Origin of the sequence: Rathayibacter sp. VKM Ac-2762, from assembly GCF_009866585.1 — a bacterium.
GTDB lineage: Bacteria > Actinomycetota > Actinomycetes > Actinomycetales > Microbacteriaceae > Rathayibacter.
In genome coordinates, this window is sequence record NZ_CP047419.1 from 888,350 (window position 1) to 909,720 (window position 21,371).

Sequence of the window (21,371 nt, forward strand, 5' to 3'; positions counted from 1 at the left end):
CGCCCTCGGCGGTGATCAGGCCCAGCCGAGCTCGTGCAGCCGGTCGTCGTCGATGCCGTAGAAGTGGGCGATCTCGTGGACGAGGGTGACGTGGATCTCGTCGCGCAGCGCGTCCAGATCGTCGCACGCGGCGAGGTGCGGCTCGCGGAACAGCACGATGCGGTCGGGCATCTCGCCGAAGCCGTAGCGCTCACGCTCGGTGAGGGCGACGCCGTCGTAGTAGCCGAGCAGATCCAGGGTCCCGTCCTCGGGCCGGTCCTCCACGACGAACACGACGTTGTCGAGCCCGTCGACCATGTCGTCCGGGAGCGCGTCGAGCTCGGAGATCACCAGGGCTTCGAAGGCGTCCTCGTCCAGCTCGAGCATCCGGGACCTCTCTGCGTCGGCGATCGCTGCCGGTCGCCGGATGTGCGAAGAGGCCCGGAGTCGGAACTCCGGGCCTCTTCCGCTGCATGCACAGCCACTGGGGTGAGTAACGGGGCTCGAACCCGCGACCTCCTAGACCACAACCAGGCGCTCTGCCAACTGAGCTATACCCACCAGGAGCGTGTTCCGGCGGGGTGACCCGCCGAAGCAACTGTACGAGAGTACTACATCCGCGAGGCGAACTCGTCCACGACGGCGGCCGACACGGCCTGCACCTCGGCGGTGCTCGGCCCCGGCTGCTCCACGAACACGGCACGGCGGTAGTACTGCAGCTCGCGGATGCTCTCGAGGATGTCGGCGAGAGCGCGGTGTCCGCCGTGCTTCTTGGGCGCGTTGAAGTAGATGCGCGGGAACCACCGCCGTGCCAGCTCCTTGATCGTGCTGACGTCGACGTTGCGGTAGTGCAGGTGGCCGTCGAGGCGCGGCATGAACTTCGCGAGGAAGGCGCGGTCGGTGCCGATCGAGTTGCCGGCGAGGGGGGCCTGCTGCTCCGCCGGGACGTGCTTCAGCACGTACTCCAGCACCTCGTACTCGGCCTCCGCGACGCTGACGCCGGAGGGGATCTCGACCAGCAGCCCGGAGGTCTCGTGCATCGACCGGACGAAGTCGCCCATGTTCTCGAGCGCGGTCGCGTCGGGCCGGATGACGAGGGAGAGCCCCTCGTCGAGCGGGTTCAGCTCGAAGTCGGTGACGACGACGGCGATCTCGACGAGCTCGTCGACGGAGAGGTCGAGCCCCGTCATCTCGCAGTCGATCCAGACAAGACGGTCGGGGGCGCTACTCATGCGGGGCAGTCTATCGGCGGCCGCCGACACCCGGTCCGGCCGTCCCGCTCCTCCTACACTGGACCCTCGTGATCACGCTCGCCTGCTGCCTCCTGATCGTCAACGCCGTGTGGAACGCGATCGTCTGGCCGCCCTTCCTCCGCCGCGTCCGCAAGGACCCGCGGGCGCGCGACGCGGACGGCCGCGCGACGACCTTCCTCCGCGTGCACACGGTGCTCATCGGCGTGTCGCTCGCCCTCGCCGTGGTCTCCCTGGTCGTGGGAGTGCTGGGACTCGTCCGGGGCGCCTAGGCCCCGGCGGGCGCGGCCCCTGCGCTTCGGTATCGTGGTCGCAGTCCGCCCCCGTAGCTCAGCGGATAGAGCAGGAGCCTTCTAATCTCTTGGTCGCAGGTTCGATTCCTGCCGGGGGCACCATCGGATCGGGAGCGCGCCGGTCGCCGTCCCTAGTCTTGTCCCGGTGGCGTGCGGATCAGCGTCGACGCCTCGCGCCCGTCCTTCGACCGCGTCGCGGCCTCTTCTCGAGCGGCGCTGCGCTCCTCCGAGGAGTGACGCCCGGCACCCACGGGGTTTTCCTCCGCTCCGGTGACCCTCGGACGAGGACTCGCGGTCGCTCCACCAGTAACACACCGGCAAATCGGAGGCAACACCGGCGTGTTTCCCACCCGAAGTCGTTTGAGTGTCATTCAGGCACCTAGTCTTGGGGTGTCCGGAATTACAACGACGTAACGAACGGAGGTACGACCATGCTGCTCCTCGCCATCCTCGGTGGAATCGCCGTCGCGTGGACGATCGTCGCGGCGCCCCTCGCCGTACTGGTCGGCCGAGTCGCCCGTGCACGTGATGCACACAGCTAGTCAGTACACGCACCGCCCGCACCACGGAGAAGGCCCCGATCGCACTCGCGATCGGGGCCTTCTTCTCGTGGTCGGGAGCACTCAGACCGAGCTGCGCTCCTGGCCTCGGTCGTCGTCCGAGGCGGACCGCTCGAACCGGGCCTCGTCCGCCCGGACGACCGCCTCGTCGTCGGCCGGCACGCCGTCGCGGTCTCCGTCGGCCGGAGCCGACGGCGTCGCGTCGTGCTCCGCGTCCGGCTGCGGCTGGGCGGCAGGAGCCGAGCGCTGCGGGTCGACGGGCGGCAGCTCCTCCACGGGACGCTCGCGCGATGGCACCTCCAGGCGGTCGACGTCGGCGAGCAGGCGGCGGGTCTCCTCCTGCGAGGCGTCCCCGGCCGACGCGGGGAGGACGATCGTGGGCGTCTGCGGGGCTGCAGAGCCGGAGGCGGAGCCCGCGCCGACGACGACCGGTGCGACGGCGGTCGGTGCGGCGGCCGGGGGAGCGGTGCGCTGGGGAGCGGCCTCGGCGGTGCTCGCGGCCCGGTCGGACGACGGAGCGGACTCGGCGGAGCGGTCTCGACCCGTCTCCGAGAAGCGCCAGCGCTCGAGGTCGGCGAGGAAGGCCTTCCGGGCGCGCCCGGGCTTGTCCCGCCACTGCACGAGGCGGTCGCGGAACTCGCCCACGCTCGCCTGCGTCTGGTAGCCGCCGGTGCTCGACGTGTGCTTCAGCTCGGCGAGCTCGTGAGCGGCCCAGTTGGCCGCGACTCCGGAGCCCTTGACGGGCAGGAGGCGCAGGTGCGTCTCGGCCTGCGCGGACGCGCGGTCGCTGAGGACGCGCTCCGGGCTGCTGAGGACGTTCCAGGCCGAGGCGTCGACCGCGGCGTCGACGAGCGTCGCGATGACCGCGTTCTTCCGCTCGTGATCCTGCTGACGGATGAGGCGCGCGATGGACGCTCGGAAGACGGAGGCGATCACGATCGCTCCGACCACCACGGCCAGCAGGACCACAGCGGCCGTGAAGACCGCCTGGTGCCCGTCGCTCGTGCGGATCCAGGACATGAACTCGTTCCACCACTGCATGGGGCGAACGCTATCCGGGGCGGTCGCCGCGGCCCGGTCGGCACGCCGCCGACCGGGCGGATCGGCGCGTCAGGCGACGCGGAAGACCTCGATCGCGTCGTCGACGCTCCAGAACTCGCCGAGCTCGGCGCCGGCGGGCATGCCCGCCCGCAGCAGCCGGGCGCGGTACCGCTCGCCGAGCGGATCCTCGACCAGCTCGATGTGACCGACCACGGCGCCCGAGCCGGTGCTCACGCGCCACAGCCGGGCGTTGACCCGGGTGAGCGTCGGCGGGGTGCGGGTGGCGTGCAGCGTGGACAGGGACATCGGTTCCTCCTGCTCGAGTCTCGGAGCACCCACCGGCCGAGTGCTGTCGCAGACTACGGCCGACCACCGACATCCCCGCCGGGGCGTCAGCGCAGGGTCGTGCCGTGCACCGCGAACTCCTCGATCGCGTCGATCTCCTCCTGCGAGAGGGGGCCGGCGTCCAGCGCGGCGACGTTCTGCTCGAGCTGCGCGACGCTCGACGCGCCGATGATGGCGCTCGTGACGGTGGGCACCCGGAGCACCCAGCTCAGGGCGAGCTGGGCCAGCGACTGGCCGCGCTGCTGCGCGATCGCGTTCAGGCCGCGGGCGCGCGTCAGGTACGCCTCGTCGATCCGGTCGGAGGAGAGGAAGCGCGACGTCGCCGCACGGGACCCCTCCGGCACGGTGCCGTCGAGGTAGCGGTCCGTCAGGAGCCCCTGCGCCAGCGGCGAGAAGACGATGCAGCCGGTGCCGAGCTCGTCGAGCACGGGGAAGAGGCCGTCCTCGGGTCCGCGGTCGAAGAGCGAGTAGCGGGGCTGGTGCAGGAGGAGCGGCACTCCGCTGCCCGCCAGTGCCGCCTGCGCGGCCCGGGTCTGCTCGGGCGAGTAGTTCGAGATGCCGGCGTAGAGCGCCTTGCCCGACTCCACCGCCGAGACGAGAGCGCCCATGGTCTCCTCGATCGGAGTCTCCGGGTCCGGCCGGTGCGAGTAGAAGACGTCCACGTAGTCGACGCCGATCCGCTGCAGGCTCTGGTCGAGCGAGGAGAGCAGGTACTTGCGCGAGCCGCCGTCCCCGTACGGGCCGGGCCACATGTCGTATCCGGCCTTGGACGAGATGACGATCTCGTCGCGGTACGGGCGGAGGTCCTCCGCGAGGATGCGGCCGAAGGCCGTCTCGGCGGCGCCGTAGGGCGGTCCGTAGTTGTTCGCGAGGTCGAAGTGGGTGACGCCCAGGTCGAACGCGCGGCGGAGGATCGCGCGCTGCGTGTCGAGGGAGCGGTCGGATCCGAAGTTGTGCCAGAGGCCCAGCGACAGGGCGGGCAGCAGCAGGCCGCTCCGTCCGGTGCGTCGGTAGTCCATGCGGTCGTAGCGGGCGGGGGCGGCGTCGTAGCTCACGCCGCGACTCTATTGCAGGGGGCGGATCCGCGGAATGCAGGGGGCGGTGAGCGTGTTGGACCGACTGACGCCTCCGGCACCCCGGACGCGTCGACGCGACAGGAAGTGAGTCACACGCAATGCGCACATTCGTACTCGCCGGAGGATGCTTCTGGTGTCTGGACGCCGTCTACCGCGTCCTCGACGGCGTGACCGACGTCGTCTCCGGCTACACCGGCGGCCGCACGACCGAGCCCGACTACGAGGACGTCTGCTCCGGGCGCACCGGCCACGCCGAGGCCGTCGCCGTCACCTTCGACCCCGAGGTCATCCCCGAGCAGGTCGTCCTCGACGTCTTCTTCACCCTGCACGACCCGCGACAGCTGAACCGCCAGGGCAACGACGTCGGCACGCAGTACCGCTCGGCGATGTTCTACTCCTCCGACGAGGAGAAGGAGCTGTTCGAGACCGCGCGCGACCGTGCGTCCGAGTGGTGGGACGGCCCGATCGTCACCGAGATCTCGCCGCTGGGCGTCTACTACCCCGCCGAGGACTACCACCAGGACTTCTTCGCGAAGAACCCGGGCCAGGGCTACTGCATGGCGGTCGCACTGCCCAAGGTGAACAAGATCCGCAAGTCCTACTCGAGGTACATCACCGCGTCGTAACGCTCCTCCACAGGGGACGATCCGCTCGTCCTCTCCCCAGAAGGGCCCGCCTCCACCTCGGAGGCGGGCCCTTCGTCGCGACACTGGCCCTGCGGCGCCCGAGCGGTACCAGCCCCCTCCGCCCGGGCGCCGTGCCCGTCGCAGCCGTGGCGGGGCAGGAGTAGAGAGGACACGACCATGACCGACACGCTGACCGTCATCGGGACCATCGGCACCGAGCCCCGGAGCATCGACACCTCCAGCGGCACCGCGATGACCAGCTTCCGGCTCGCCTCGACGCAGCGGCGCTACGACCGCTCGGAGCAGCGCTGGGTCGACGTCTCGACCAACTGGTACACCGTCACCGCGTTCAACGGCCTGGCCGGCAACGCGCTGTCCTCCCTGTCGCGCGGCGACCGGATCCTCGTCACCGGGCGGCTCGGGGTGAGGGCCTGGGAGGCGGGAGGCAAGGCCGGTACGGATGTGGTCCTCACGGCCGAGGGCATCGGGCACGACCTCGCCTGGGGGACCAGCAGCTTCACGAAGACCGTCGGGCGCGCCTCTGCTCCCGCCCCTGCCGCCGAGCCCGCGTGGAGCGAGGAGGCGCCGCGCGAGGGCGCCGCGGCGGGGGACTGGGGCGCGTCGGGCCATGACCGCGGTGATGCCGCGCCCGAGCCGCCGGTGGCGGCGGGCGTCGGCGGAGGCGCTCCCGGTCTCTCGGTAGGATCCGGGGAGACCCCGTTCTGATCCGGGGGACCGGAGCGAGAGCCGTCCCGGTCGGGAGGAGCCGGGCGTGACACGGAACCGAGCGGCCCGCATCGCGCTCGTGCTCGGCGGTCTCGCCGTCTGCCTCTCCGGCTGCACGTCGCCGTCGGCGCCGGACCCCGTGGTGTCCTCCTCCGCGGCCGAGGCGCCGGCACCGGCGGAGTCCGCCGCACCCGTCGCCTTCGTGCCGGGCGGGACGACGGAGCAGAACCTCCCCGTGTTCGAGCAGACCCTTCGCGCGGCGGCCGAGCCCGATCCGGAGGTGAGCGGCTCCAGCGTGGTCGACGCGCTCGTCGCGGCGGGGTTCTCCCGCGAGTCGATGCAGCTGACAGCGGACGAGACCTCGGTCGGACTCGACGCGGACTCGGTGCAGGTCTCCGTCAAGCTCGGGGAGTCGTGCCTCATCGGCCAGTACGGCCCGAAGAGCGGCGGGGTGCGGGCGGTGATCGCGGCACCGATCGCAACCGGCGCCTGCCTGGTCGGCCGAACCGCCCCGATCCAGGGCTGACGCGCCGGACCCGACCGCGAACCGCCCCGCCATGCGCCCCGGTCGGGGTCGGAAAGGGCGAAAGGATCCTCGACGAGGCCCCTCGCCCGTCGAGCCCGAGAGAGCCCGGAGTTCGCCCGTCGCTCCTGCAGGACCACTCCGACCGGTGCGGATCCGAGCGTGAGCACAGCCTCGTGCGGGCGGACCGGTCGACGATCCCGGTGGTCGGCGGCGCCCTCCCCTCCCCGGGACGCCGCTCCGCACGGTTAGGCTGCCCGGACCGACACGTGTGCCCCAGCGCGGGCACCGCGACGGACGTGCCGACGGGAGTGCTCGGCACGAGGACCACGACGAGGGGGAACTCGCCATGACCACATCCCGACCGCAGACGACGACGCGAGCGAGGTGGAGGCGCACCGCCATCGCGGTCGCGAGCACGGCAGCCGTCGTCCTCGGAGTGACGACAGGAGCCGGAGCGGCCGCCGCCGCGGAGAGCCGGATGGTCGCGCTGACGAGTCCCTACAACTGGTCGACCACCGAGACGTTCTCGGCCGCCCAGATCAGTCCCGTCGCGGGCGACGTCACCGCGCTCGACGTCACGCTCTCCGACTCCGCTCGGCCGACGGGTTCCTATCCGGCGTTCACGACCTACAACTGGGCGATCGGTGACTACGACCTCGCCGGGTCGGCGAAGCTCGCGTCCGGGAGCCGCGGCTTCCGCATCGACCTGAAGCAGCCCCTCGCCTCGTTCGGCAGTGGAACCGTCGCCCTCCAGATCACGGCGCAGAAGCAGCCGATCAAGAACCCCCGGGAGCCGATCGGCCAGCCGGTCGACAGCGGCTACGAGCTGACCACGTCGGCCACCCTCTCCGTCGCCGGAGCCTCCGGCAGCGGCGGCGTCGGCGGGGTCGACCTCAGCGGGACGGCGCAGACGCTCCAGCGCAGCGCCGCCTACTTCGCCTACAGCAACGCCGCTGAGGTGCCGGACGTGAAGGGCGGCGACACCGTCGTCCTCGAGTCCAACCAGCCCGGCTTCTACGACCTCCAGGGGCTCACCGCCTACGTCGGTCCCAGCAGGACCGAGCGGATCCCCGCCCAGGTCGTCGCGGACAACGATCAGTCCAAGGTCACCGTGACGATCCCGTCCAGCGCCTACGACGCCTACAAGGACCGCGTGAGCAGCCTGCTCCAGGTCACCGGCATCAGCAACGGCAGGGTGGAGCAGCCCCGCGGAGCGACCATCACGTCGGACGCCGCGGTCCGTGTGACGGGAAGCGGAGCCACCACCCCGCCGGTCACGCCGTCCCCGACGGCCACCGCGACCACCCCGCCGGTCACGCCGACCCCGACCACTCCTCCGGTCACGCCCGCGCCGACCACCACTCCGACGGCCCCGCCCGCCGGCTCGCCGGTCGTCTCGCGCATCTCGGGCACCGACCGTCAGGGCACCGCGGTCGAGGTGTCCAAGCGCACCTTCCCGGCGAACGTCCCCGTCGTCTACGTCGCCACCGGGCAGAACTTCCCGGACGCGCTCAGCGCCGGACCCGCCGCGGCCAAGGCGGGCGGGCCGCTGCTCCTGGTCGACCGCGACTCGATGAGCCAGGTCGTCCGCACCGAGCTGACGCGTCTCAAGCCCGCGAAGATCGTCGTCGTCGGCTCCGAGCTCAGCGTCGGCAGCCAGGTCTACAGCGACCTGGCCGGGTACGCGACGAACAGGAACATCACGCGCCTCGGCGGAGTCGACCGCTACGACACGTCGAAGAAGATCCTGCAGTACGCCTTCCCCACCGGCTCCTCGAGGGCTTGGCTGGCGACGGGCGAGAAGTTCCCCGACGCTCTGAGCGCCAGCGCCGCGGCCGGCGCGAAGGACGCTCCGGTGGTGCTGACCAACGGCACCGGCTCCACGGTGGACCCCCTCACCCAGCAGATCATCAGCGGCCTCAAGATCAGGACGCTGACCATCGCGGGCTCCTCGCTCTCGGTCAGCACCGGCATCGAGCGCTCGATCACGGGCCCGGTGATCACCCGCATCGGCGGGACCGACCGGTACGACACCTCGGAGAAGCTGAACAAGGCGGCCTTCACCTCGGCGAAGACCGTCTACCTCGCGACCGGTGAGAAGTTCCCCGACGCCCTGGCCGGAGCCACGGCGGCGGGCTACACCGGGAGCCCGCTCTTCGCGGTCCAGCCCACCTGCGTGCCCCGGGCGGTCCTCGCCGACATCTCCGCGTCCAAGGCGACGCAGGTGATCCTGCTCGGCAGCACGGACACGCTGTCCGAGGCGGTGGAGCGCCTGACGCCCTGCAGCTGATCCGCACCGTCGTCCGCTGACGCGATCCGCCCTCCCCACCGGCCCGGCCGGAGCGGAGGGCGGTCCGCGTTCAGACGCTCCCTCCGACGCGGACCGGCGAGTTCCCGTTATCCTCGACTGGTGCGGACGGTCCCGCGGCCTGCGCTCCGCGTCGGCCGGGGCCCGGCGTCCCGCCCCGGTCCGAGCCTCCGTCAGCGCCTCCGCGCGGAGCAGGGGACCGGCGGGCGACCCGACTCCGCGCAGACCGACGGACTTGAGGACTGGGCATGGCTGAATACATCTACTCGATGGTGCGCGCGCGGAAGGCGGTCGGCGACAAGCTGATCCTGGACGACGTCACCATGTCGTTCCTGCCGGGAGCGAAGATCGGCGTGGTCGGGCCCAACGGCGCCGGCAAGTCGACGATCCTGAAGATCATGGCGGGGCTGGACACGCCGAGCAACGGCGAGGCGCGGCTCAGCCCGGGCTACACCGTCGGCATCCTGATGCAGGAGCCCGAGCTCGACGAGACCAAGACGGTGCTCGAGAACGTCCAGGAGGGCGTGGGCGAGATCAAGGGCAAGATCGACCGCTTCAACGAGATCTCCCTCGCGATGGCCGACCCGGACGCCGACTTCGACAGTCTCCTCGCCGAGATGGGGACCCTGCAGGAGGCGATCGACGCCGCCGACGCCTGGGACCTGGACTCGCAGCTGGAGCAGGCGATGGACGCGCTGCGCACCCCGCCGGGGGACTCCCTCGTCACCAACCTCTCGGGTGGCGAGAAGCGCCGCGTGGCGCTCACCAAGCTCCTCCTGCAGAAGCCCGACCTGCTGCTGCTCGACGAGCCCACCAACCACCTCGACGCCGAGAGCGTGCTCTGGCTCGAGCAGTTCCTCTCGAAGTACCCCGGCGCCGTGCTCGCCGTCACCCACGACCGGTACTTCCTCGACAACGTCGCGGAGTGGATCGCCGAGGTCGACCGCGGCCACCTCTACCCCTACGAGGGCAACTACTCGACGTACCTCGAGAAGAAGAGCGCCCGCCTGGAGGTCCAGGGCAAGAAGGACGCCAAGCTCGCCAAGCGGCTCACCACCGAGCTCGACTGGGTGCGCAGCAACGCCAAGGGCCGTCAGGCCAAGTCGAAGGCGCGCCTGGCGCGCTACGAGGAGATGGCGGCCGAGGCCGAGAAGACGCGCGTGCTCGACTTCGAGGAGATCGTCATCCCGGTGGGCCCACGTCTCGGCTCCCAGGTCATCGACGCGAAGAAGCTGCACAAGCAGTTCGGCGAGCGCGTCCTCATCGACGACCTCAGCTTCACGCTGCCCCGCAACGGCATCGTCGGCGTCATCGGCCCGAACGGCGTCGGCAAGACCACGCTCTTCAAGACGATCGTCGGCTTCGAGCCGCTCGACTCGGGCGACCTGAAGATCGGCGAGACGGTCGACATCTCCTACGTCGACCAGAGCCGCGGCGGCATCGACCCGCAGAAGAACCTGTGGGAGGTCGTCTCCGACGGGCACGACTACATCACCGTCGGGAAGACCGAGATCCCCTCCCGCGCCTACGTCTCGCAGTTCGGCTTCAAGGGCCCGGACCAGCAGAAGAAGGCCGGCGTCCTCTCCGGCGGCGAGCGGAACCGCCTCAACCTCGCGCTGACGCTCAAGCAGGGCGGCAACCTGCTCCTGCTCGACGAGCCCACCAACGACCTGGACGTCGAGACCCTGGGCAGCCTCGAGAACGCGCTCCTCGAGTTCCCGGGCTGCGCCGTGGTGATCACGCACGACCGGTGGTTCCTCGACCGCATCGCGACCCACATCCTCGCCTACGAGGGCACCGAGGAGGATCCGGCCAACTGGTACTGGTTCGAGGGCAACTTCGAGGCGTACGAGGAGAACAAGATCGAGCGCCTCGGCCCGGACGCGGCGAAGCCGCACCGCTCCGCGTACCGCAAGCTCACCCGCGACTGATGCGCCTGCACGTCGCCATCCCGCTGCGCTGGTCGGACTTCGACGCCTACGCGCACGTGAACAACGCCGAGATGCTGCGCCTGCTCGAGGAGGCGCGCATCCAGGCGTTCTGGAAGCCGGACTCGCCGCAGCCCGGCGGGATGGCGACGGCGGTGCTCGACGCACGGCCGGGCGCCGAGTCGATCAGCCTCATCGCCCGGCAGGAGATCGAGTACCTCGCGCCGATCCCGTACATGCGCGCGCCGATCGACGTGGAGCTGTGGATCGGGCGGATCGGCGGGGCGAGCCTCGAGGTCTGCTACGAGCTCTACTCGCCCGCCGGCGTCGTCCCGCGGGTGCTCTTCACGAAGGCGGCCACCACTCTGGTGCTGGTCACCGCCGCGACGGGCAGGCCCCAGCGCATCCCGGAGGAGCTCCGCGAGGCGTGGGGCCCCTACGTCGAGGAGCCCATCACCTTCTCGAAGCGGGGCTGAGCTCAGCCCAGGGGGACGCGGACCATGCCCTCCTGGGCGACGCTCGCCACGAGCACGCCCTCCTGCGTGTAGATGCGCCCGAGCGAGAGCCCGCGTCCGCCGGACGCGCTCGGCGCCTCCTGCACGTAGAGGAGCCACTGGTCCACGCGCGCGGGGCGGTGCCACCACATCGCGTGGTCGAGGCTCGCGATCCGCAGGCCCGGCGTCGTCCACGCTGCACCGTGCCGGCGGAGCGTGGACTCGAGGATCGTGTAGTCGCTCGCGTAGGCGAGGGCGGCGCGGTGCAGCATCGGATCGTCCGGCAGCGGTCCGAGCGAGCGCATCCACACGCTCTGGTGCGCGACCCGCTCGGGGTCGGCCCGGAGGTACACCGGCTGCTCGACGTGCCGCACGTCGAAGGGGCGCTGCGTGGCCCAGAAGCTGCCGACCGGGTGGTCGACCCCCGCGAGGATCTCGGCGGTGCTCGGCAGCGACTCCGGGTCGGGGATCCCCTCCGGCATCGGCGCCTGGTGGTCGAGGCCCTCGTCCTCGGTCTGGAACGAGGCGATCATCGAGAGGATGGGGCGTCCGTTCTGGTAGGCCTGCGTCCGCCGCGTGCAGAAGGAGCGGCCGTCGTGGATCCGGTCGACCGAGAACGTGATCGGCAGGGAGACGTCCCCGGGGCGGAGGAAGTACCCGTGCATCGAGTGCACGGAGCGCCCCTCGACGGTGCGACCGGCCGCGATGAGCGACTGCGCGAGGACCTGGCCGCCGAAGACCCGCCCCTCGGGCATCCACTGCGAGGGACCCGTCGAGATGTCCTCGCTGGTGCGGGCGCCGGTGTCCGTCAGGTCGAGCGCGGTGAGGAACGAGGACAGGGGATCGGGCACGGTACCTCCGGGGTGTCGGGCGGTCGGGCGAGCGGCCTCGGGTAAGTTTATCGACGCGATGAGTTCGTCCTTCTCCCTGGCGGATCCGCCCAGCCTGTCGGATCTGCGCGTCTTCCTCGGCCGTTCGGCCCGGGTCGAGGACGGTGCGGTCCGGCTCCTCGCCGACGACCACGTGCTGGCCGCCTACACGCCGATCCTCCAGCCCCGCGGTCTGCTCGACCGCTCCGCGACCGTGCTGGGCCTGCGCGTCTTCGCGCTCGACGAGCCCGCCGGCTTCGACCGGGTCGTGCCGATCCGTGCGCTGTCGGACCGCCTCGCCCGCCTGCAGTGGGAGCCGGGCGGAGCGGACGGCAAGCCGGTCGTCCTGCCCGACGGCGACGACGCGACGGCGGGGCCCTGGGCGGGCGTCTCCCCGCCCCGCGGCGGCTGGACCCGGCGCGAGCCCGTGGACCCGGGCTTCCTGGAGCGCGTCGCGCGCGAGGGGATCGACGAGATCGCGGCGGCCGTCGGCTCCGAGACGGGCGAGCAGATCGTCGGCCGCGTGCGGTCGAGCGTCTGGGGCCGCCCGCTCGACGGCCTCGAGGACGTCCCGGCGGGAGCGGCGTTCGCCCTCTTCGCGCTCGGGTTCCTCGGCGCCGACGACCCGGTCGCCCTGCTCGAGAGCGGCGCCTGGCGCCGCCTCACCTCACGGCGCGGACACGTGCTGGTCCGCACCCCGGGCTGAGCGGCTACTCCTCGAAGGTGTTCACCATCGCGTGGGCGGCGCGCTCCAGGTAGTCCCAGAGCAGGGCGTCGTCGGCCGGAGCGAGCTCGAGATCGTCGACGGCCGTCCGCATGTGCTGGAGCCAGTGGTCGCGGGCCTCGGGGTTGATCCGGAAGGGCTGGTGCCGCATCCGCAGGCGCGGGTGGCCGCGCTCCTCGCTGTAGGTGCCCGGCCCGCCCCAGTACTGCTCGAGGAAGCCGGTCAGCCGCTGGATCGCGCCCTCGAGGTCGTGCTCGGGGTACATCGGCCAGAGGACCTCGTCCTCGCGGACGCCCTCGTAGAAGCGGCGGACCAGGCGCTCGAACGTCGGCCGGCCGCCGATGTGCTCCCAGAAGCTGCGCAGCGGAGGCGTGCCGCCGATCTGCAGGCCGCTCACGAGCGCGCTCCCGTCGGGCCGGAGGTGCCGCCGCCGTCCTGGGGCGGCGTCCCGCTCCCGCGCCGCAGCGCGCGGGGGAGCCGCACGGGCTTGCCGTGCTCGGTGCTGATCGTGGGGGAGGGCGTGGTCCGCGGCGGTTTGGCGCCTCCGACGCTCGTCGCCCCCTCGAAGCCCTCGAGGACGACGGTGGCCAGCGAGGGGAGCTTCACGTCGAGCGCGTCGAGCGACTTCTTCAGGCGCAGGCGCAGCTCGCGGGCGACGTCGTCCTTGGCGGTGGTGCGGGTCTTGACCACGACCCGGATGACCAGGGCGTCGTCGGCGATGGACTCCAGGCCCCAGAGCTCGGGCTTGTCGATGATCCGGGCCCGCCAGCGACTGCTCGCCGCCAGCTCGTTCGCGGTCGCGAGGACCGTGGACTGCACCTGCTCGAGGTCCGTCTCGTAGGGCACGGCCAGGTCGACGATGACGCGCGACCAGCCCTGCGACATGTTCCCGACCCGGACGATCTCGCCGTTGCGGACGAACCAGAGGGTGCCGTTGACGTCGCGGATCTGCGTCACCCGGACGCCGACCGACTCGACCACGCCCGTCGCCTGCCCGGTGTCGACGACGTCGCCGACCCCGAGCTGGTCCTCCGCGACCATGAACAGCCCGTTCAGGACGTCCTTGACGATGTTCTGCGCGCCGAAGCCGAGGCCCGCGCCGAGGGCGGCCGTCAGCAGGGCGAAGGAGCCGATGAGGTCCTTGTCGATCGTCGTCACGATCATGACCAGGGCGATGACGACGATCAGGATCGAGCTCAGGTTGTTGAGGATCGACCCGAGCGTGCGCGTGCGCTGCACCACCCGCACGGCCGCGAGCGGCGACGCGGCGATCGACTGGGTGTCCTCGACGCGCTGGCGGCGCTTCACTCCCGACACGATCTGGTCGACGACGCGGCCGATCACGAAGTGGGCGATGACGCGCACCAGCAGCGCGCCCAGCACGATCCCGAGGATCGCGACCACCTTCCAGAAGGGCTCGGACTCGAAGAAGGAGACGGTGGCGGCGACAGGGTCCGGGGTGGAGGTCTGAAGAAGCAGCATGACCGCTCCAGGCTACGGGACGCCTCCCTCCGAGACGGGTGCACGAGCTCCGCGCGCGTATAGATTCGAGTCGGGTCCGCTCGGACCCGGACACCGCCCTGGGAAGGACGCCCGATGCTCCACTCCACCCGGACTCCCGCCGAGAAGCGCCGCCTCTTCCGCGAGCGCCTCGCCTCGGGCGAGCTGCTGCAGCTGCCCGGCGCGTTCACTCCGGTCTCCGCGCGCCTCATCGAGGCGAAGGGCTTCGACGGGATCTACGTCTCGGGCGCCGTGCTCTCGGCCGAGCTGGGGCTGCCGGACATCGGGCTCACCACGCTCAGCGAGGTGGCCGGCCGCTCGCAGCAGATCGCGCGCCTGACCGACCTGCCCGTCCTCGTCGACGCGGACACCGGCTTCGGCGAGCCGCTGAACGTCGCTCGCACGGTGCAGATGCTCGAGGACGCCGGAGTCGCGGGGCTGCACATCGAGGACCAGGTGAACCCCAAGCGCTGCGGGCACCTCGACGGCAAGGCGGTCGTCGACGAGGCGACCTCGGTGCGGAGGATCGCGGCGGCCGTCGACGCGCGCCGCGACTCCGACCTGGTGATCATGGCCCGCACCGACATCCGCGCCCTCGACGGCCTGCCGGCCGCGATCGACCGCGCCAAGCGCCTCGTCGACGCCGGAGCCGACGCAGTGTTCCCCGAGGCGATGCGCGACCTGTCAGAGTTCGAGGCCGTGCGCGCCGCGATCGACGTGCCGATCCTCGCCAACATGACCGAGTTCGGCAAGAGCGAGCTGTTCAGCGCGCAGCAGCTCGCCGACGTCGGCGTGAACGTCGTGATCCACCCGGTCTCGCTGCTCCGGATCGCGATGGGCGCCGCGATGCGGGCACTCGACGCCCTCAAGGCGGAGGGCTCGCTCCGCTCGGAGGTCGCGGGCATGCAGACGCGCGCCGAGCTCTACGAGCTCCTCGACTACGCCTCGTACAGCCGCTTCGACGAGGGCGTCTTCGACTTCTCGCTCGCCGACCACTACGGCGCCTGAGCGCGCCGACCCGCACGAACCGGCGGCGCTCCCCGGTGCCGCCGCCCGCCTCTCGCGAAGGAGCGAAGGATGAGCACGACCGATCAGGACATCCGCAAGGGACTCGTGGGGGTCGTCGTCGACACGACGGCCGTCTCGAAGGTCGACCCGGCGTCGAACTCGCTGCTCTACCGCGGCTACCCCGTGCAGGAGCTCGCGGCGGGGACCTCGTTCGAGGACGTGGCCTGGCTGCTCTGGCACGGCGAGCTCCCCACTGCGGAGGAGGCGGCCGGGCTGGCCGCCGTGGAGCGGGCCCACCGCGCCCTGGCCCCCGAGGTGCGCACCGTGATCGACCTGCTGCCGCTGTCGGCGCACCCGATGGACGTGGTGCGGACGGCGGTGAGCGTCCTGGGCGCGCTCGAGGAGGATCCGGACGCCGACGCTCCCGAGGCCGTGCTGGAGCGCTCCGTGCGGCTCTGGGCGGCACTGCCGTCGATCGTCGCCTACGCTCAGCGCCGCCTGCGCGGCCTCGAGCCGATCGATCCGCGCGACGACCTCGACTACTCCGAGAACTTCCTCTGGACGACCTTCGGCGAGGTGCCGGAGCCGGTCGTCGTCGACGCGTTCCGCGTCTCGCTGGTGCTCTACGCCGAGCACTCCTTCAACGCCTCGACCTTCACGGCCCGCGTCGTGACGTCGACGCTGTCGGACGTCCACTCCGCCGTGACCGCCGCCGTGGGAGCGCTCAAGGGACCGCTCCACGGCGGGGCGAACGAGGCCGTGCTGCACGTGCTCGACGAGGTCGGCACCGGACCGGAGGCGGACCGGCGGTCCCGCGAGTGGCTCGCCGAGGCTCTCGGACAGCGCCGGAAGGTCATGGGGTTCGGCCACCGGGTCTACAAGTCGGGCGACTCGCGGGTGCCGACCATGGACGCCGCTCTCCGGCGGCTCGCCGAGCACGAGGGGGCCGGCGAGATGATGGAGCTGTACGACGCCCTGGCCGCGGCGATGGCCGAGCGGACGGGGATCCTGCCGAACCTCGACTACCCGTCCGGCCCCGCCTACCGGCTGATGGGCTTCGACACCGGGATCTTCACTCCGCTGTTCGTCGCCGCGCGGGTGGTGGGCTGGACGGCCCACGTGATCGAGCAGCGGGGCTCGAACGCACTCATCCGGCCGCTGTCCGCCTATGACGGGCCGGAGCGCCGCTCGGTCCCGCAGCGCTAGGCGCCGGGAGCGGGGAGAGCCGCCCGGTCCCGCAGCGCCGAGCGCCGGGGGACCGGGCGGCTCGCTGTCAGCCCCGGGTGTCGCGCTCCTGGGCGCGGAGCGCACGCTCCACGCCGGCCAGGTTCTCGATCACGAGTCGGCGCAGCGCCGGGACCTCCGGGTTCGCGTCGAGCCAGGCGCGGGTGGCGTCGACGATCTCCTGCGAGGGCGTGGCGGCCGGGTAGAAGCCGACGACCAGGTACTCGGCGATCTTGTAGCTCTTCGACTCCCAGAGGGAGCGGAGGGCGTCGAAGTAGACCGGGACCATCGCGTCGAGCAGGCGCGGGTCGGCGGCGCGCTGGAAGCCCAGGCCCGTCGAGCGGACGATCGTGTTCGGTGCCGAGTCGTCGGCCGTGACTGAGTCCCACGCCGCGCGCTTCGCCTCCGCGGTCGGCAGTGCGGCACGGGCGTGCGCGGCCGACTGCTGGCCGGTCGCCGTGTTGTCCGAGGCGAGCGCCGCGTCGATGTCGTCCGCACCGGCCCGCCCGCCGGCGACGAGAGCGATCAGCAGCTCCCAGCCGAGGTCGGTGTCGATGTCGAGGCCGTCGAGGGCGGTGGAGCCGTCGAGCAGCGCCTGCACGGCCTCGAGGTGCGCCGGGGTGGACGCGATCGCGGCGAAGAACTTCACGAACTGGAACTGCGCGTCGCTGCCCGGCTCGGCGCTCTGCGCGAGCGTCCACAGCTGATCGCCCGCCTCCTCGACGACCTCGGCCCGGTACTCCGGAGCGACGTACTGGGTGGCGGTGGCGACGAGCTGGTTGAGCACCGTCCGCAGGGTCGTGGACTCGGTCTCGGTCGCGACGTTGCCCAGGACGAGGCGGACGAAGTCGCGCGGCGCCGACTCGGCGTCGCGGGTCGAGTCCCAGACCGAGCCCCAGACCAGCGAGCGGGCCAGGGGGCTGTCGATGCTCGCGAGGTGCTCGACGGCCACGGCGAGCGAGGCGTCGTCGAGGCGGACCTTCGCGTAGGCGAGGTCGTCGTCGTTGAGCAGCACGAGCGCCGGACGGGTGCGGCCGATCAGCTCTGGCACCTCGGTGCGCTCCCCGTCGACGTCCAGCTCGAGGCGGTCGACGCGGACGAGGCGCTCGCCCTCGAAGTCGTACAGGCCGATCGCCAGGCGGTGCGGGCGGATCGTCGGGTACTCCTCGACCGCGGTCTGCAGGATCGCGAAGGACGCGATCGCTCCGCTCTCGTCGACCGCGATCTCGGGGCGGAGCGTGTTCACGCCGGCCGTCTCGAGCCACTGCGCCGACCACTCGGTGAGGTCGCGCCCGCTGGTGGCCTCCAGCTCGACCAGCAGGTCGCGCAGCTCCGTGTTCGAGAAGGCGTGCTTGACGAAGTACTCGTGGACGCCGGCGAGGAACTCCTTCTCGCCGACCCACGCGACGAGCTGCTTGAGCACCGAGGCGCCCTTGGCGTAGGTGATGCCGTCGAAGTTGACCTGGACGTCCTCGAGGTCGTTGATGGTCGCGACGATCGGGTGGGTCGAGGGCAGCTGGTCCTGGCGGTAGGCCCAGCTCTTCTCCATCGCGGCGAAGGTGGTCCACGCCTCGGTCCACTCCGTCGCCTCCGCGGTGGCGAGGGTGGAGGCGTACTCGGCGAACGACTCGTTGAGCCAGAGGTCGTTCCACCACTTCATCGTGACCAGGTCGCCGAACCACATGTGGGCGAGCTCGTGGAGGATCGTGACGACCCGGCGCTCCTTGATCGCGTCCGTCACCTTGGAGCGGAACACGTAGGTCTCGGTGAAGGTCACCGCTCCCGCGTTCTCCATCGCGCCGGCGTTGAACTCGGGGACGAACAGCTGGTCGTACTTCGCGAACGGGTACGGGACGCCGAACTTCTCCTCGTAGAAGGCGAAGCCCTGCTTCGTCTTCTCGAACACGTAGTCGGCGTCGAGGAAGGGCGCGAGCGAGGCCCGGGCGAAGACCCCCAGCGGGATGGTGCGGCCGTCGGAGGAGACGAGCGAGTCGGTCTCGACCACGTAGGGTCCGGCGACGAGGGCCGTGATGTAGGAGGAGATGCGCGGGGTGGGCTCGAAGCTCCAGGTCGCGATCCCCTCGCCCGCCGGGACCGGCTCGGGAGTGGGCTGGTTCGACACGACCTGCCACTGCGCGGGCGCGGTGACGGTGAAGCGGAACTCGGCCTTGAGGTCCGGCTGCTCGAACACCGCGAAGACGCGGCGGGAGTCGGGCACCTCGAACTGCGAGTACAGGTACACCTCGCCGTCGACGGGGTCGACGAAGCGGTGCAGGCCCTCGCCCGTGTTGGTGTAGAGCATGTCGGCGACGACGGTGAGCTCGTTGTCCGCAGCCAGGGAGTCGAGGCGGATCCGGACGCCGTCGGCGACGTCGGCGGGGTCGAGCTCCGCGCCGTTGAGGGTGACGGAGTGGACCGTGCCCGTGACGGCGTCGATGAAGCTCGAGGCGCCCTCGGTGGCGGAGAAGCGCACCGTGGTCGTGCTGAGGAAGGTCTCGGCTCCGCGGGTCAGGTCGAGGGCGATGTCGTAGTCGTGGACCTGGATCAGCGAGGCGCGCTCCTGCGCCTCGCTCCGGGTGAGGTTGTCTCCTGGCACGGGGGTGCTCCATCCGTTCGTCTCGGGCGCTGCCGCGGGCGCCGGGGTGCGGGCGCCGCCGATCCACCCTAGAGCTGCCGGGACCCGCCGTGGAGCCCCGTGGCGCCGATCCTGCGGAGCCGCCGGGGAGCGCGGACGCGGCCGCCGCGAGCGGCGTAGCGTGTCCCCATGACCTCTGTGGACTTCTGGTTCGACCCCTCCTGCCCGTGGGCCTGGATGACCTCGCGATTCGTGGACGAGGTGACGCCGGCGCGCGACCTCGACGTGCAGTGGCACATCATGAGCCTCGCCGTCCTCAATGAGGACAAGGACGTGGACGACTCGTACCGCGCCTTCCTCCCGCGCGCGCTGCGCTACACGCGCCTGGTCGCCGCCGTCGCCGAGCGCGAGGGCCGCGAGCACGTGAAGCCGCTCTACGACGCGCTCGGCACCCGGATCCACCCGGGCGGGCGCACCGACGTCGACGCGGTGATCGCCGAGTCGCTGGCCGAGCTCGGCCTGCCCGCGGAGCTCGCCGCCCACGCCGACTCGGACGAGCACGACGAGCCGATGCGCGCCTCCCACTTCGACGGGATCGAGCGGGTCGGCCAGGACGTCGGCACCCCGGTCATCGCGATCGGGGACGTCGCCTTCTTCGGCCCCGTCATCTCTCCGATCCCGAGGGGCGAGCAGGCGCTGACCCTCTGGGACGGCATCGTCGCCGCCGCCTCCTTCGACGGCTTCTTCGAGCTCAAGCGCTCGCGGACCCGCGACCCGCAGTTCGACTGAGCCGACCCGCGGTACTCTGGCTCCCGGCCCGGGCACCGCGGGCCCCAGACGGCTCTTCCGGAGGAGTTCTCTCGTGCGCATCCACATCGCCACGGACCACGCAGGGCTGGACTTCAGCCGTCACCTGATCGAGCACCTCGGCGCCGCCGGTCACGACGTGATCGACCACGGCCCCACGTCCTACGACCCGCTGGACGACTACCCGTCCTTCTGCATCAACGCCGCCGCCGCGGTCGTCCGCGATCAGGAGGCGGGAGTCGAGGCCCTCGGCGTCGTCTTCGGCGGCTCGGGCAACGGCGAGCAGATCGCGGCGAACAAGGTCGCGGGCGTGCGCGCGGCGCTCGTGTGGAACCTGAGCACCGCCGTGCTGGCCCGCCAGCACAACGACGCGAACGTCATCTCGATCGGGGCCCGCCAGCACTCCGTCGAGGAGGCCACCGGCTTCATCGACGCGTTCGTCGCCGAGCCCTTCACCTTCGAGGAGCGGCACGTGCGCCGCATCGCGCAGCTCGCCGAGTACGAGGCCACCGGCGACATCGCCGGCCGGGTCGTCGACTCCGCCGCGAAGGAGCGCTGAGTGCCCGAGGGGCACTCCGTCCACCGGATCGCCCTGCAGTTCGAGCGCGACGTCGTCGGGCACCGCGTCGCGACCAGCAGCCCCCAGGGCCGCTTCACCGAGGGAGCCGCGCTCCTCGACGGGCGCGCGGTCCTCGAGTCCACGGCCGTCGGCAAGCACCTGCTGCTGCGCTTCGAGGGCGACCTGACGCTGCACGTCCACCTCGGCCTCTACGGTGCGTGGGACTTCCTCGGGCACGTCTCGCCGCTGTTCCCGGACGGCAAGGCCGGCAGCAGCATCGGCGCTCCCCGGCGCCGCCGCGCCGTGCGCCTCTCCGAGACGGAGCACGAGACCGACTCCGACCTCGACGAGTTCCCGCCGCCGCCCGTGGGCGCGGTGCGCGTGCGCATCATGACGGAGGAGACGGTCGCCGACCTGCGCGGCCCCACCGCCTGCGAGGTGATGGACCCCGCCCAGGTGGAGGCCCTCCTCGCCCGCCTCGGTCCGGATCCGGCCGTCGACGACTCCGACGAGGCGCGCGACCGCTTCGTGAACCGGCTCCGCAGGACGGCGACGCCGGTCGGGCTGGTGCTGATGGACCAGTCCGTGGTCAGCGGCATCGGCAACATCTACCGCGCGGAGCTGCTCTACCGCGCCGGCCTCGACCCGCACACTCCCGGCAAGCAGGTGCCGCTGGAGCTCGCACAGGAGCTGTGGCGGGACTGGGCGGACCTGCTCGAGGACGGCATCCGGACCGGGATGATGATCACGCGCCGCGGCCTGACGAAGACCGAGCGCTCGAAAGCCGTCCGCAGCCGCGCCGAGCGCAACTACGTCTACAAGCGCGAGGGTCTGCCCTGCCGCGTCTGCGGCACGAACGTGCTGCTCGAGGAGATCGGCGCGCGCAAGCTCTACTGGTGCCCGGTGTGCCAGTCGTGAGCGCCGGTGGAGAGACGCCGGCCCGGTCCCGCGCC

The 21,371-nt window shown here is 71.6% G+C and carries 22 protein-coding genes and 2 tRNA genes; 14 read left to right on the forward strand and 10 right to left on the reverse strand.

The window, feature by feature from the left end; translation table 11 throughout:
* Window positions 1–15: 15 nt before the first annotated feature.
* From GTU71_RS04240 to orn, 3 genes are all read right to left on the reverse strand, one after another.
* Entirely contained in the window at window positions 16–366 is a 351-nt protein-coding gene (locus GTU71_RS04240) for a metallopeptidase family protein (RefSeq protein ID WP_104223719.1), read from the reverse strand.
* A 98-nt stretch (window positions 367–464) separates the two neighbouring features.
* Window positions 465–540 (reverse strand) — tRNA-His (locus GTU71_RS04245).
* Between the two features lie 50 nt (window positions 541–590).
* Window positions 591–1,211, reverse strand: a complete 621-nt coding sequence (gene orn, locus GTU71_RS04250; RefSeq protein ID WP_104223718.1) for an oligoribonuclease — start codon at window positions 1,209–1,211, stop codon at window positions 591–593.
* Between the two features lie 68 nt (window positions 1,212–1,279).
* Here orn and GTU71_RS04255 point away from each other — a divergent pair, with 68 nt between their 5' ends.
* Both GTU71_RS04255 and GTU71_RS04260 read left to right on the forward strand, forming a co-directional pair.
* The gene (locus tag GTU71_RS04255; RefSeq protein WP_104223717.1) at window positions 1,280–1,501 is read left to right on the forward strand and encodes a hypothetical protein; all 222 of its coding nucleotides are present in this window, start codon (window positions 1,280–1,282) and stop codon (window positions 1,499–1,501) included.
* A gap of 47 nt (window positions 1,502–1,548) precedes the next feature.
* Window positions 1,549–1,624: transfer RNA gene (locus GTU71_RS04260), tRNA-Arg, on the forward strand.
* 521 nt (window positions 1,625–2,145) lie between these two features.
* Here GTU71_RS04260 and GTU71_RS04265 read toward each other — a convergent pair.
* The 3 genes from GTU71_RS04265 to GTU71_RS04275 all read right to left on the reverse strand — a co-directional run bounded on the left by GTU71_RS04265 (window position 2,146) and on the right by GTU71_RS04275 (window position 4,523).
* Window positions 2,146–3,123 (reverse strand): hypothetical protein, encoded by a 978-nt coding sequence (locus GTU71_RS04265; RefSeq protein WP_159939367.1) that lies wholly within the window; start codon window positions 3,121–3,123, stop codon window positions 2,146–2,148.
* 69 nt (window positions 3,124–3,192) lie between these two features.
* On the reverse strand, window positions 3,193–3,429 hold the full coding sequence (locus tag GTU71_RS04270; protein ID WP_104223715.1) for a hypothetical protein: 237 nt from the start codon (window positions 3,427–3,429) through the stop codon (window positions 3,193–3,195).
* Window positions 3,430–3,515: 86 nt separating this feature from the next.
* A complete protein-coding gene (locus tag GTU71_RS04275) occupies window positions 3,516–4,523 on the reverse strand; it encodes an aldo/keto reductase (protein ID WP_104223714.1) in 1,008 nt (335 codons plus the stop codon).
* A gap of 119 nt (window positions 4,524–4,642) precedes the next feature.
* On the opposite strand from GTU71_RS04275, the gene msrA reads away from it, so the two are divergent.
* The 6 genes from msrA (at window position 4,643) to GTU71_RS04305 (ending at window position 11,134) form a co-directional block, all read left to right on the forward strand.
* Entirely contained in the window at window positions 4,643–5,170 is a 528-nt protein-coding gene (msrA, locus tag GTU71_RS04280; RefSeq protein WP_104223713.1) for a peptide-methionine (S)-S-oxide reductase MsrA, read from the forward strand.
* 177 nt (window positions 5,171–5,347) lie between these two features.
* Window positions 5,348–5,896: a single-stranded DNA-binding protein gene (locus tag GTU71_RS04285; RefSeq protein ID WP_104232526.1), complete on the forward strand. Its 549-nt coding sequence runs from the start codon at window positions 5,348–5,350 to the stop codon at window positions 5,894–5,896.
* A 46-nt stretch (window positions 5,897–5,942) separates the two neighbouring features.
* Window positions 5,943–6,422: a hypothetical protein gene (locus tag GTU71_RS04290; RefSeq protein ID WP_104283591.1), complete on the forward strand. Its 480-nt coding sequence runs from the start codon at window positions 5,943–5,945 to the stop codon at window positions 6,420–6,422.
* 346 nt (window positions 6,423–6,768) lie between these two features.
* Window positions 6,769–8,712, forward strand: coding sequence for a cell wall-binding repeat-containing protein (locus GTU71_RS04295; protein WP_159939368.1), 1,944 nt, complete (start codon window positions 6,769–6,771; stop codon window positions 8,710–8,712).
* Between the two features lie 266 nt (window positions 8,713–8,978).
* Window positions 8,979–10,661 (forward strand): energy-dependent translational throttle protein EttA, encoded by a 1,683-nt coding sequence (gene ettA, locus GTU71_RS04300; RefSeq protein WP_104223708.1) that lies wholly within the window; start codon window positions 8,979–8,981, stop codon window positions 10,659–10,661.
* Window positions 10,661–11,134, forward strand: coding sequence for a thioesterase family protein (locus tag GTU71_RS04305; RefSeq protein WP_104223707.1), 474 nt, complete (start codon window positions 10,661–10,663; stop codon window positions 11,132–11,134). Before ettA ends, GTU71_RS04305 begins: the two co-directional genes overlap by 1 nt.
* Window positions 11,135–11,136: 2 nt before the next feature.
* On the opposite strand, the gene GTU71_RS04310 is transcribed toward GTU71_RS04305, so the two are convergent.
* The gene (locus GTU71_RS04310) at window positions 11,137–12,003 is read right to left on the reverse strand and encodes an acyl-CoA thioesterase II (RefSeq protein WP_244230637.1); all 867 of its coding nucleotides are present in this window, start codon (window positions 12,001–12,003) and stop codon (window positions 11,137–11,139) included.
* Window positions 12,004–12,061: 58 nt separating this feature from the next.
* On the opposite strand from GTU71_RS04310, the gene GTU71_RS04315 reads away from it, so the two are divergent.
* Window positions 12,062–12,727, forward strand: a complete 666-nt coding sequence (locus GTU71_RS04315) for a hypothetical protein (RefSeq protein ID WP_104247302.1) — start codon at window positions 12,062–12,064, stop codon at window positions 12,725–12,727.
* 4 nt (window positions 12,728–12,731) lie between these two features.
* On the opposite strand, the gene GTU71_RS04320 is transcribed toward GTU71_RS04315, so the two are convergent.
* Both GTU71_RS04320 and GTU71_RS04325 read right to left on the reverse strand, forming a co-directional pair.
* The gene (locus GTU71_RS04320; RefSeq protein ID WP_279630823.1) at window positions 12,732–13,142 is read right to left on the reverse strand and encodes a globin; all 411 of its coding nucleotides are present in this window, start codon (window positions 13,140–13,142) and stop codon (window positions 12,732–12,734) included.
* Window positions 13,139–14,227: a mechanosensitive ion channel family protein gene (locus GTU71_RS04325; protein ID WP_104223705.1), complete on the reverse strand. Its 1,089-nt coding sequence runs from the start codon at window positions 14,225–14,227 to the stop codon at window positions 13,139–13,141. Before GTU71_RS04325 ends, GTU71_RS04320 begins: the two co-directional genes overlap by 4 nt.
* 114 nt (window positions 14,228–14,341) lie before the next feature.
* Here GTU71_RS04325 and prpB point away from each other — a divergent pair, with 114 nt between their 5' ends.
* Together prpB and GTU71_RS04335 are read left to right on the forward strand one after the other, a co-directional pair.
* Complete coding sequence (gene prpB, locus GTU71_RS04330) at window positions 14,342–15,253, forward strand: methylisocitrate lyase (RefSeq protein ID WP_159939369.1); 912 nt, start codon at window positions 14,342–14,344, stop codon at window positions 15,251–15,253.
* A gap of 69 nt (window positions 15,254–15,322) precedes the next feature.
* Complete coding sequence (locus GTU71_RS04335; protein WP_159939370.1) at window positions 15,323–16,459, forward strand: bifunctional 2-methylcitrate synthase/citrate synthase; 1,137 nt, start codon at window positions 15,323–15,325, stop codon at window positions 16,457–16,459.
* 67 nt (window positions 16,460–16,526) lie between these two features.
* Here the strand turns inward: GTU71_RS04335 and pepN are convergent, their stop codons facing one another.
* Complete coding sequence (gene pepN, locus GTU71_RS04340) at window positions 16,527–19,073, reverse strand: aminopeptidase N (protein ID WP_159939371.1); 2,547 nt, start codon at window positions 19,071–19,073, stop codon at window positions 16,527–16,529.
* Between the two features lie 168 nt (window positions 19,074–19,241).
* Here pepN and GTU71_RS04345 point away from each other — a divergent pair, with 168 nt between their 5' ends.
* The 3 genes from GTU71_RS04345 to GTU71_RS04355 all read left to right on the forward strand — a co-directional run bounded on the left by GTU71_RS04345 (window position 19,242) and on the right by GTU71_RS04355 (window position 21,336).
* A complete protein-coding gene (locus GTU71_RS04345) occupies window positions 19,242–19,841 on the forward strand; it encodes a DsbA family protein (RefSeq protein WP_104232533.1) in 600 nt (199 codons plus the stop codon).
* Window positions 19,842–19,914: 73 nt separating this feature from the next.
* Window positions 19,915–20,418, forward strand: coding sequence for a ribose-5-phosphate isomerase (locus tag GTU71_RS04350; protein ID WP_104223700.1), 504 nt, complete (start codon window positions 19,915–19,917; stop codon window positions 20,416–20,418).
* On the forward strand, window positions 20,419–21,336 hold the full coding sequence (locus GTU71_RS04355; RefSeq protein WP_159939372.1) for a DNA-formamidopyrimidine glycosylase family protein: 918 nt from the start codon (window positions 20,419–20,421) through the stop codon (window positions 21,334–21,336).
* Window positions 21,337–21,371: the final 35 nt, after the last annotated feature.